The sequence below is a fragment of the Devosia insulae DS-56 genome (genome assembly GCF_000970465.2).
Taxonomy (GTDB): Bacteria; Pseudomonadota; Alphaproteobacteria; order Rhizobiales; family Devosiaceae; genus Devosia_A; species Devosia_A insulae.
This window is the reverse complement of the sequence record NZ_LAJE02000083.1, coordinates 1-9,980: the sequence shown is the minus strand read 5'-3', so window position 1 is coordinate 9,980 and position 9,980 is coordinate 1. Positions and strand designations below refer to the sequence as shown.

9 protein-coding genes, 1 pseudogene and 1 riboswitch are annotated in these 9,980 nt (G+C 65.5%); of the genes and pseudogenes, 5 read left to right on the top strand and 5 right to left on the bottom strand.

Going from position 1 to position 9,980, the window contains the following annotated elements:
* Positions 1 to 45: 45 nt before the first annotated feature.
* Both VW23_RS05755 and VW23_RS05750 read right to left on the bottom strand, forming a co-directional pair.
* Positions 46 to 990 (bottom strand): ABC transporter substrate-binding protein, encoded by a 945-nt coding sequence (locus VW23_RS05755; protein WP_069908635.1) that lies wholly within the window; start codon positions 988 to 990, stop codon positions 46 to 48.
* 11 nt (positions 991 to 1,001) lie between these two features.
* A complete protein-coding gene (locus VW23_RS05750; RefSeq protein ID WP_069908634.1) occupies positions 1,002 to 1,805 on the bottom strand; it encodes an ABC transporter ATP-binding protein in 804 nt (267 codons plus the stop codon).
* Positions 1,806 to 1,914: 109 nt separating this feature from the next.
* Positions 1,915 to 2,136: riboswitch (cobalamin riboswitch) on the bottom strand.
* 531 nt (positions 2,137 to 2,667) lie between these two features.
* Between VW23_RS05750 and VW23_RS05745 the strand changes: the two genes are divergently transcribed.
* The 5 genes and pseudogenes from VW23_RS05745 (at position 2,668) to VW23_RS05725 (ending at position 7,359) form a co-directional block, all read left to right on the top strand.
* Entirely contained in the window at positions 2,668 to 4,035 is a 1,368-nt protein-coding gene (locus VW23_RS05745) for an LLM class flavin-dependent oxidoreductase (protein WP_069908633.1), read from the top strand.
* Complete coding sequence (locus VW23_RS05740; RefSeq protein WP_069908632.1) at positions 4,035 to 4,607, top strand: NAD(P)H-dependent oxidoreductase; 573 nt, start codon at positions 4,035 to 4,037, stop codon at positions 4,605 to 4,607. The genes VW23_RS05745 and VW23_RS05740 overlap by 1 nt, the downstream gene beginning before the upstream one ends.
* 28 nt (positions 4,608 to 4,635) lie before the next feature.
* Positions 4,636 to 5,601, top strand: a complete 966-nt coding sequence (locus VW23_RS05735) for an aliphatic sulfonate ABC transporter substrate-binding protein (RefSeq protein WP_069908631.1) — start codon at positions 4,636 to 4,638, stop codon at positions 5,599 to 5,601.
* Between the two features lie 74 nt (positions 5,602 to 5,675).
* Complete coding sequence (locus VW23_RS05730; RefSeq protein ID WP_084645617.1) at positions 5,676 to 6,527, top strand: ABC transporter permease subunit; 852 nt, start codon at positions 5,676 to 5,678, stop codon at positions 6,525 to 6,527.
* A 4-nt stretch (positions 6,528 to 6,531) separates the two neighbouring features.
* Positions 6,532 to 7,359 (top strand): annotated as a pseudogene (locus tag VW23_RS05725) (ABC transporter ATP-binding protein).
* Positions 7,360 to 7,426: 67 nt separating this feature from the next.
* Here the strand turns inward: VW23_RS05725 and VW23_RS05720 are convergent.
* The 3 genes from VW23_RS05720 to VW23_RS28880 form a co-directional block, all read right to left on the bottom strand.
* Positions 7,427 to 8,095 carry an SH3 domain-containing protein gene (locus VW23_RS05720; protein WP_069908630.1) on the bottom strand — a complete coding sequence of 223 codons (669 nt, stop codon included), beginning with the start codon at positions 8,093 to 8,095 and terminating at the stop codon, positions 7,427 to 7,429.
* 160 nt (positions 8,096 to 8,255) lie between these two features.
* A complete protein-coding gene (locus tag VW23_RS05715; protein WP_069908629.1) occupies positions 8,256 to 8,903 on the bottom strand; it encodes a peptidase inhibitor family I36 protein in 648 nt (215 codons plus the stop codon).
* Between the two features lie 194 nt (positions 8,904 to 9,097).
* Positions 9,098 to 9,667, bottom strand: a complete 570-nt coding sequence (locus VW23_RS28880) for a peptidase inhibitor family I36 protein (protein WP_176730338.1) — start codon at positions 9,665 to 9,667, stop codon at positions 9,098 to 9,100.
* Between the last annotated feature and the right edge of the window lie 313 nt (positions 9,668 to 9,980).

Genomic DNA, 9,980 nt, shown 5'->3' with positions numbered 1-9,980 from the left:
CATGGGGGAGGATGGGAGGGGGCCGTCTGCCGCACGTCTGTTCCGCTACTCCGCGAACGCCGCCGCCAGGTGCTTGATCGCGGCGATGTTGCGCGGGCCTGGGGTCGCCTCGACATATTGAAGCGTAACGAAGCGGTTATGCTTTACCGCCGGAATGTCCTTGAAAGCCGGGTTGTTGCGCAGGAAGTCGGCTTTCTGTTCGGCAGTGACTTCGCCGTAGTTGATGATGACGATGACGTCGGGGTTGCGCTCGATCACCGGCTCCCAGCCGATCTCGACCCAGCTGGAATCCACATCATCCATGATGTTGGTGCCGCCGGCGGCCTCGATCAGCGCGGTAGGGATGGCGTAGCGGCCGGCGGTGAAGGGCTTTTCCTCGCCCGAGTCATAGATGAAGACTTTTGGCGGATTGTCGCGCCTGGGCAGCGTCGCGGTGAAGGCGGCGAGTTCGGACTGGTAACCGGCAACCAGCGCTTCGGCGCGTTCGGAGACGCCGAAGATCTTCCCCAGATTGAGCAGGTCGACATAGAGGTCGTCGATCGCGGCCTTGGGCTTGTCCATGATGTGGATGCAGCTTTCGGTCAGCTCGTAGACCTTGATGCCGAACGCGCCGAGGGTGTCGGGGGTGATCTCGCCGCCGACCTTCATGCCGTAGTTCCAGCCGGCGAAATACAAGTCGGCATCGGCGCCAAGCAGCACCTCCTTGCTGGGATAGTCGGGCGACAGCTCGGGCAGCTCGGCAACGCCGACGCGCAGTTCCTCGTCGAGGGTCTTCCATTCCGACACCCCGGTGTAGCCGGCCATGGAGCCGGTGAGGCCGAGAGCCAGCATCATCTCGGTGAGGTTGACGTCGTTGGAGACGGCGCGGGCCGGGGCTGCTTCAAAGGTAACGTCGCGGTTACAGCTTTTGACGGTGACCGGGAAGCCGGAGGCAAAGGCGCTGGTCGCGGCAAGTGCGACAAGCGGGGCGGCGAGGAGGCTGAGGCGCATGGAATTCTCCCTTAGCTGTGCGGATCGAGATGGAAGGAAAAGCGGGGTCGGCCAGTAGCCGGATGGCTGTCGATGGCGGTCTCGACGGCAAAAGTCTGGCGGATGGCTGTGGGCGTCAGGATCTCCAGCGGCGGGCCGAGCGCCGCCTGCCGGCCGTCGGCGATGACCAGCACCCGATCGGCATGGGCCGAGGCGAGCGCCAGGTCGTGGAGCGAGACGATGATGGTGGTGGGCAGCGCTGCGAGCAGCGCCAGCACTTCGAGCTGATGGCGGATATCGAGGTGGTTAGTCGGCTCGTCGAGGATCAAGAGGTCTGGCTTCTGCACCAGGGCGCGGCCAAGCATGACGCGCTGCTTCTCGCCGCCGGAAAGCGAGGCGAAGTCGCGGGTGGCGAGCGACGTAAGGCCGAACAGCTCGAGGGCGGCTTCGACCGATGTGTAACCGTGTGGTGACCCATCATGCTGGTGCGGGGTGAGGCCGAGCTCGATGATCTCGGCGACGCTGAGGCCGAAATCCGAAGCCGGCTCCTGCAGCACGGTGGCGATGCGGCGGGCGGCGGCGCGGGGCGGCAGCGACCAGAGGTCGACGCCATCGAGGCGGACCGTACCGGCGGTGGGGCGGTGATAGCGGTAGAGGCAGCGCAGCAGGCTGGATTTGCCGGCGCCGTTGGGGCCGACCAGCGCCAGCATCTCGCCGGGCGCCACGGCAAAGCTCAGCTCGCGGACGATCGGGGGGCGATGCGACGGGCCCCAGCTCAGACCCTCGACGGTGAGGGCGGCCGGGCTATCGCCGACAAGGGATCGGGCAAGCTCCATCGGAGGCCTCCGCGCATAGGCGAGGGCTGACGGGCGAACCGATCAAAATGCGAGCTGCGATGCGTAGTCGTAGCGCCATCGACGTTCCCCTCGGCACACCCCGGCCGGGTTACAGTGAAATGTCGAGGCAGGTCTCCTGGCTCGCGGGTCACAGCGCTTCCGAACCTTCCCAACCTCCCAAGGGAGATCAGTGGCGTTTACGGAAGAGCTCGCCGCTTACAGTTGCGGGGGCAGCCACGGTTTTGCGCCCTGATGGGTACGTCGCACCGTGTTCCCTTTTAATCCCCGTTGGCTTGGCGGCCGCCGAGGAACCTTGAACGGGCTGCATAGAGCGTGGACTCGGGGGCGATGTCAATCGAAGGGAGCTGGGGAAGGGGGCGCAACCATGGAGGGGGTCCAGAGAGTTGACGGTGCAGCATGTGCCTTCTCCCCTTGAGGGAGAAGGAGGCCGGTGCACATTGCCGCCGTTGCGAACAGGGGGCCCCAAAAGGGATCGCGGACCCGGCACCGTGCGGCGGGCCGGGTCCGCGTGTGAGGGAGGGGAGGCGCCCCACCTCACGGGCTATCGAGCGTCGCAGCTCGATGGGAGAAATGAACTGAGATGTGCCCCCTCAGTGCCACCGACTCGGCAGCTTGGCGGCAGTGCATCACGAGTCAGCTGACAGGGCGCTGAACGTCGGTTGCAGAAATGGTTCATCGACGGGATGCAGCGGTCCGTTCCCCGGCAAGGCGACGGCGCGGGCAAAAAAAGCTCACGAACCCGGCGTTCGGCGCAAAGCCATCAGTCGACATTGTATATTGAATTAGTAGTCTAAAGTCTCACTGCCGGGCATGGAGCGCGGCACCGGGGACCGATGTCAAAATGACCACCGAGGACAGACAGCTCAAGCTCGGCGCCTTCATCATGGCGACCGGGCATCATATCGCGGCCTGGCGGCACCCGGATTCGGACGCCGACGCCGGACACAGCATCGACCATTATCGCGGGCTGGCCGAGACGGCCGAGCGCGGCAAGTTCGACCTGGTGTTCGTTGCCGATAGTCCGGCCGGGTGGGACGGCGACAAGGATGCCGAGACGCGCAGCCGGGTCAGCCATTCGGCTCATTTCGAGCCAGTGACGCTGTGGTCGGCGCTGTCGCAGGTGACCGAGCGCATCGGCTTCGTCGCCACCGCTTCGACCACTTATGAGGACCCCTATCTCCTCGCCCGCAAATTCGCCTCGCTCGACCACATCTCCAAGGGCCGCGCCGCCTGGAATGTGGTGACGACCGGAGCGGACGTGTCGAAGAACTTCTCGATTGCCGGGCATCCGGCCCACGCCAGCCGCTACGAGCGCGCCGAGGAAGTCGTCGATCTGGTGCTCGACCTGTGGGATTCCTACGAGGATGACGCGCTGATCCGCGACAAACAGAGCGGCATTTTCCTCGACCCCGACAAGGTCCACAAGGTCAACCACCACGGCAAGTTCTTCGATGTCGCCGGGCCGCTCAACGTCGCCCGGTCGCCGCAGGGCCGACCGGTGGTGGTGCAGGCCGGCGCCTCGGAGCCCGGCCGCGAGCTGGCGGCGCGGACCGCCGACGTGATCTTCACCGCCAACCAGACGCTGGAAGACGCGCAGGAGTTCTATTCCGACATCAAGGGGCGGCTCGCCAAGTTCGGCCGCCGGCCGGAGCAGCTGCTGATCATGCCGGGCATCTTCGCGGTGCTGGGCGGGACGGAAAAGCAGGCGCAGGAGAACTACGAGTTCATCCAGTCGCTGGTGCATCCGACGATCGCCTGGTCGATCCTCAAGCAATACTATGTCGGGGTCGACCTGTCGGGCTACTCGCTCGACGACAAGGCGCCGCCACTGCCGACCAATACCGAGCTCAACAAGAGCCGGCTGAAGCTGGTGTCGGACCTGGCGGCGCGCGGGCTGAGCCTCAGGCAACTCTATCTGTCGCTGGCTACGGCGCGCGGACACCGGACCGTGGTGGGGACGCCCGAGCAGGTGGCCGACGCCATCGGCGAGTGGTTCAACGGCGGGGCAGCCGACGGCTTCAACATCCTGCCGCCGGTGCTGCCCACCGGGCTCACCGATTTCGTCGATCAGGTGGTGCCGGTACTGCAGCGGCGCGGCTGGTTCCGCACCGAATATGAAGGCGCGACGCTCAGGGAAAATCTCGGACTCGAGCGGCCGGTCAACCGTTTCGTCGAACGCGCCGCGGCGCCGAGCCAGAGGAGCGCCTGATGGCCGGGCTGAACATTGTCGGATTTGCCGGCAGCTCGTCGCGACCGTCGCGGACGCGCAACCTGGTCGAGGCGATCGCCGAAGCGGCGGCGCAGCGTTCCGGAGCGAAGGTGTCGATCTTCGACTTGCAGGAGATCCAGCCCTCGCTGGGTTCGACCCTCGATCCACGCGCGGCGCCGGCCGATCTGGCGCAGCTGATCGCGACGATCACCGCGGCGGACGCGCTGGTCGTCGGTTCGCCGATCTACAAAGGCACCTATACGGGGCTGTTCAAGCACCTGTTCGACCTGATGGAGCCCAAGGCGCTGAAGGGGAAACCTGTCGTGCTCTCGGCCACCGGCGGCAGCGAGCGGCACGCGCTGGCGATCGACCACGGCCTGAGGCCGCTCTTTGCGTTCTTTTCGGCCGACATCATCGCCACCGGCATCTACGCGATCGAACCGGATTTCGTCGACTACCAGCCGCATAGCCCCGGCCTGCTGAAGGGGATCGAGCGGGCGGCTGAGGAACTCAACTGGCGGCTGCACAGCACGCGCGTCGAAGCGGCCGAGCCGCAGCGCGCCATCGCCTGACATTCAACCTTTTCTGATGGAGACGACCATGATCGATCGCAGATCGACACTGAAACTGTTCGCCGCCGCTTCGGCGCTGGCGATCCTGCCGTCCGGCGCGCGCGCCCAGGATACGGCCAAGGAATTCCGCATCGGCTGGCAGAAGGGCGGGGTTTTCGCGCTCGCCAAATCGTCGGGGGCGCTCGACAAGCGGCTCGAGGCGCGCGGCGTCAAGGTGACGTGGGCCGAGTTCACCTCGGGGCCGCCGCTGCTCGAGGCGTTGGGCGCCAATGCAATCGACTTCGGCTCGACCGGCGACATCCCGCCGCTGTTCGCCCAGGCGGCTGGCGGCAACCTGGTCTATGTCGCGGCCAGCAAGAGCAGCGTCGCCGGCTCGGCCATCCTGGTCAAAAAGGACTCGCCGATCCAGTCGATCGCCGACCTGAAGGGCAAGAAGGTAGCGTTCAAGCGCGGCTCCAGCGCGCATAATTTCGCAGTAAAGGCGCTGCGCACGGTCGGCCTGACGCCGGCCGATGTCGAGGCGCTGGACCTGGGGCCACCGGATGCGGCGCCGGCTTTTGCCAGCAACCAGATCGACGCCTGGATCATCTGGGATCCCTACTACGCGATCGCCGAACAGGCGCCAGACACCCGCGTGCTGGTGACGACGGAGGGCATCGTCGACTCCTGGGGTTACTACCTGGCCAATGGCGGCTACGCCAAGGAGAACCCGAACATCATCGCCGAGGTAATCGACGAGCTGGCGAAGGTGGGGAAGGCGGCGCAGGCCAATATCGAGGCCACGGTCGGCGAGATTTCGGCGGTGACTGGCGTGCCCGAACCGATCCAGCGGATCGCGCTGACCCGCAAGGGCGCCGACCTCGGGGCCATCCAGCCGCTCGACGACAGCATCCTGACCTACCAGCAGGCGCTGGCCGACGAGTTCTTCGGGCTGGGAATCCTGCCCAGGAAGCTGTCGATCGCCGACGTCTTCTGGCACGTGCCCGAGCTCTAGGCCATTTCGCCGTTTCGCTGAAACGGCGAACTCCTCCAAGCCTTTGATATCTAGCGCCTTCAGGGAGACGCGAAATGACGCTGGTTGCCGAGCTTCCCAAACCGGCCGCCCTGCCGGGCGGGCCAAACCTGCGCCAGGCCGGACGATGGATTTCGTCCCGGCTGGGTGGGGCGTTGCCGCTGCTGCTGCCGGTGGCCATCGTCGTCGCCTGGCAGACGGCGTCGAGCCTGGGGCTGATCGGCAACCGGCTGATGCCGGCGCCGCTCGATGTGCTCAGGGCGTTCTGGGACAAGACGATTTCGGGCGAGCTCGCGGTCAATATTGCGGTCAGTGCGCAGCGGGCGCTGTCGGGGTTGTTCGTCGGCGGCTCGATCGGGTTCCTCTTGGGGATCGCCAACGGCGTCTCCAGCCTGTCGCACCGGCTCACCGACACGACGCTGCAGATGATCCGCACCATCCCCAACCTGGCGCTGATTCCGCTGGTGATCCTGTGGTTTGGCATCGGCGAAGAGGCAAAGCTGTTCCTCACCTCGCTCGGGGTGTTCTTCCCAATCTACCTCAACACGCTGCACGGGGTGCGGACGGTCGATCCGCAACTGATCGAGATGGGGCGGGTCTACGGGATGAGCAACTGGACGTTGTTCCGCAAGGTGATCTTCCCGGGGGCGCTGCCCTCGATCTTCGTGGGCTTGCGGTTCTCGCTCGGCATCATGTGGCTGACGCTGATCGTGGCCGAAACGATGGCGGCCTCGTCGGGCATCGGGCACATGGCCAATACGGCGCGCGAGTTCATGATGACCGATGTGGTGGTGCTGGCGCTGGTGATCTACGCGCTGCTCGGCAAGCTGGCCGATGCGACGGCGCGGTTCCTCGAACGACGGACCCTGCAATGGCACCCAGCGTTCCAGACGCCGGCGAAAGGGTAAGCCGATGAGCCAGATTCAGCAGGCCCGCAAGATCAACGCCTGGGGCAAGGGGATCGAGCCCGAGTATGGCCCGCGGGCGCCGGCTGCCGTGGCAGAGCGCAGCAGCGCCGTCGGCATTCGCATCGAGGGGCTGGATAAGTCGTTCGGCAGCGTGCCGGTGCTGCGTAAGCTCGATCTCGAAGTGCCTCCGGGGCAGTTTCTCGCCATTGTCGGCAAGAGCGGCTGCGGCAAGAGCACGCTATTGCGGCTGCTCACCGGCCTCGACTAACCGACGAGCGGGCGCATCACTTTCACCGGTCCGGGCGGCGAGGCGGTGACGCCGAATGCGCGGATCGTGTTCCAGGAGCCGCGGCTGCTGCCGTGGGAGCGCGTCGCTGGCAATGTCGCGGTGGGCCTGGGGCCGGGCCAGAGCGGCAATACGGCCAAGGAGAAGTCGCTGGCGGCGCTGCGCGAGGTGCAGCTCGACGAGAAGGCGGGCGAATGGCCGGCGCAACTCTCCGGCGGGCAGCGGCAGCGAGTGGCGCTGGCGCGCGCGTTGGTCAGCCGGCCGGACTTTCTGGCGCTCGATGAGCCGCTGGGCGCGCTCGATGCGCTGACCCGCATCACGATGCAGGGCCTGGTCGAGCGGGTGTGGCGGGAGCAGGGGTTCACCGCGCTGTTCGTCACCCACGATGTCGGCGAGGCGGTGGCGCTGGCGGACCGGGTGATCGTCCTCGACGAGGGGCATATCGTGCTCGACATCCTGGTCGAGCACGAGCGTCCGCGGTTGCGCGGCGCCGAGGATCTGGCGCGGATCGAGCGGCAACTGCTCGACGCAATCTTCCGGCGCTAGCCGCAAAAAGCAAAACGCCGCCCGGGCAGTAAGCCGGGGCGGCGCTTTCTGTTCAGTCAGGCGGCGCTTAGCGGACGCGCAGTGAGCTGATGTTGTCGTTGGCGCCGCGCAGGTTCCCGACGCTGCGCGAGATCACGATGCAGCGGCCGTTGAAGTTGGCGCGCTCGCACACCTGAGCCTGCGCATCGCCGCGGACTTCGATCGAGCGGATCGAATCGTCCCAACGGCCGAGACGGGCCAGCCGCTCGCCCGGGCGGGCGCAGAAGCTGTCGCCGCGGAAATTGGTGTTCTCATAGAAGCAGACGCGGTCGCGACTGCCACCCGGACGGCCGGGCCGCATGTCGAAGCCACCGGAACCGATCTGGAAGCTGAAGCCGGGGACGTTGAAGCCGATGTTCACATCGACCTCTGGACGGCTGGGGCCGGGGCCCGGGCGATCGGGAACGATGACGCGGGTATCGACGTCGTCCTCATCGTCGAAGCCGGAATCGTCGTCGCTGAGGTAGCTGGCCGAGACCCAGCCATCGGGACCCTGTTTGATCACGTAGCACCAGCCGCCAGTGCAGCGGTCGATCTCGACCTCTTGGCCGGCCCGCAGCACGTCGACCACGGCGCCGTTCACCGGCGCGGCACGGACGTTGACGGTGCTGGTGGCGACGGCGGCATTGGCCGCACCGGCGAAAAACAGCGAGCCGAGCAGCAGGGTGGCGGCTCCTGCCAGTTTGATGGGATGCATGGATAGTCCTCTCTTTGTGACGCTTCGGGCATTTATCGGTTGTCGCCGCGAGGCCGAAACGGCCGGAACGCAAGGGAGTTCCATGCATTCGTGTCAATTGCGCCTAAAATGCAAACGCCGCCCTCGAGGGGCGGCGTCCGGTTCTCAGTATGGTGAAGCGTCAGTTAACTTCGTAGGACGAGATGGCGTTGTTGAGCTGCTTGGGCAGCGAGGCCTTGGACGAGCTGATATCGGCGCAGATGCCCTCGAGCTCGTAGTCGCGGCAGACCAGCACATCGGCATTGCCGAACACCTCGATCGAGGAGATCGAGTCGTCCCAGCTGCCGCTCAGCTCGTCATCGGCGTCGCCGGGCTCGACGCAGAAGCTCGCGCCGTTGAAGTTGGCGTTCTTGTAGAAGCAGACTTGGTCTTCTTCTTCCTCTTCGGGTTCGGGCAGCGGCTGCGGCTTGGGCTGGTTGCCGATGCCGATCGAGATCGACGGCTTGCCGTCGCCGCCCACACCGAAGCTGAAACTGAACGGCACGTTGGAGGCGGGCTTGCCGCCCTTCCCGAGGCCGCCGAGCCGGTTCTGGCGCACCCAGCCGTCGGGGCCGGGGATCTGGATCAGGCAGACAGTGCCCTGGCAGTCGAGCACGGTGACCAGCTGGCCCGCTGCGACCGAGTTGACCACCGGGGAATTGGGGTTGGCGGTTTTGCGGACGTTGGAATCCTGCAGCATATGGGCGTTGGGTGCGGCGAAAGCAGGCGCGACGGCGAGGCCGACGAGCGCGGCCAGCGCTGCGGCGGCGGCGAGGTGGAGACGCTTCATGAGGATGTTCCCTGATTGGCGGCACCGGGACCGGTGTCGCGGCGCGAGGTCAGCGCGGCATTGCGTGCCGCTGGCTGACTGCTGCCGGGGAACAGCAATATTCGCGATTCGAGGCGAAATCGACTGAATTGCAAGAGGAACGGCCCGCGCCGGGGAGGCAACGGGCCGTCATTACTGAGCGCGGCGAGCGAAACTCAATAGACCCGCATCGAGCTCACGTTGTTGTCGAGGAAGCCGTTGAGGCTCGCGTCGCTGTCGTTGACGCGTTCGCAATAGCTATGGAAGTCGCGGTCGCGGCAGAGGTCCACCGAGACGTTGCCCTCAATGCGGACCGAGGAGTAGCGGTTGTCGGTGTCGAGCAGCAGGAAATCGCGGACCTTGGTGCCGGACTTGGCGCAGAACGATGCGCCGGTAAAGTTGTGGCCTTCGTAGAGGCAGACGATGCCCGGGCCGCCCCAGTTGTAGGGAATGGGGGCGAGCTGCCAGGGATGGCGGATCACCTTGCCGAAGGCGATGTCATAGAGCCTGGTCCAGCCGGCGTTGCGCCCAGCATGGACGTGGCACCACTGCCTGGAGCAGCGATCGACATAGATGCGGACCTTGCCGTCGATCTCGCCGGTGACATCGTAGGCCTTGCCCGGCCCTTCAAACAGGATGAGCGGGCGGACCGACCAGGCGGGCGTGCCCACCGGCGCCGCACTTGTCACGGCGGTGCCGAGCACGAGAAGGGCTAGCGCAGACAGGCAGGCAAGTAACTGCTTCATCGAAAATGCCCCGTACCAAATAATCAGAGGCGGAGCGTAGCGCCGCTGCATGACGGTTGGAAGGGTGCGGGGGAAAAAGGGGGGTCGCGGATACACATCTCCGAGCCCAGGAGACAGGGAGAAACCGCGGAGGCCGTCTTCGGCGGGAAAAAAAAAAAAAAAGCAAACGAGAAACGAAAGGGGAACGAGGAAAAGACGAGAAAACAAACACAAAAGAAAGAAAAAACGAGAACAACAGAACATACAAATAGCAAAACCACACAGATAACAACGAAAACAACGAAGAACGTAAATCGAGACAGCCACAACGAAG

What these genes read in the sequence shown, in the direction of transcription:
- VW23_RS05745 (WP_069908633.1), top strand. Translation starts at nt 2,668, where the DNA reads ATGACCACCGAGGACAGACAGCTCAAGCTCGGCGCCTTCATCATGGCG.
- VW23_RS05740 (WP_069908632.1), top strand. Translation starts at nt 4,035, where the DNA reads ATGGCCGGGCTGAACATTGTCGGATTTGCCGGCAGCTCGTCGCGACCG.
- VW23_RS05730 (WP_084645617.1), top strand. Translation starts at nt 5,676, where the DNA reads ATGACGCTGGTTGCCGAGCTTCCCAAACCGGCCGCCCTGCCGGGCGGG.
- VW23_RS05720 (WP_069908630.1), bottom strand. Translation starts at nt 8,095, where the DNA reads ATGCATCCCATCAAACTGGCAGGAGCCGCCACCCTGCTGCTCGGCTCG.
- VW23_RS05735 (WP_069908631.1), top strand. Translation starts at nt 4,636, where the DNA reads ATGATCGATCGCAGATCGACACTGAAACTGTTCGCCGCCGCTTCGGCG.
- VW23_RS05750 (WP_069908634.1), bottom strand. Translation starts at nt 1,805, where the DNA reads ATGGAGCTTGCCCGATCCCTTGTCGGCGATAGCCCGGCCGCCCTCACC.
- VW23_RS05715 (WP_069908629.1), bottom strand. Translation starts at nt 8,903, where the DNA reads ATGAAGCGTCTCCACCTCGCCGCCGCCGCAGCGCTGGCCGCGCTCGTC.
- VW23_RS05755 (WP_069908635.1), bottom strand. Translation starts at nt 990, where the DNA reads ATGCGCCTCAGCCTCCTCGCCGCCCCGCTTGTCGCACTTGCCGCGACC.
- VW23_RS28880 (WP_176730338.1), bottom strand. Translation starts at nt 9,667, where the DNA reads ATGAAGCAGTTACTTGCCTGCCTGTCTGCGCTAGCCCTTCTCGTGCTC.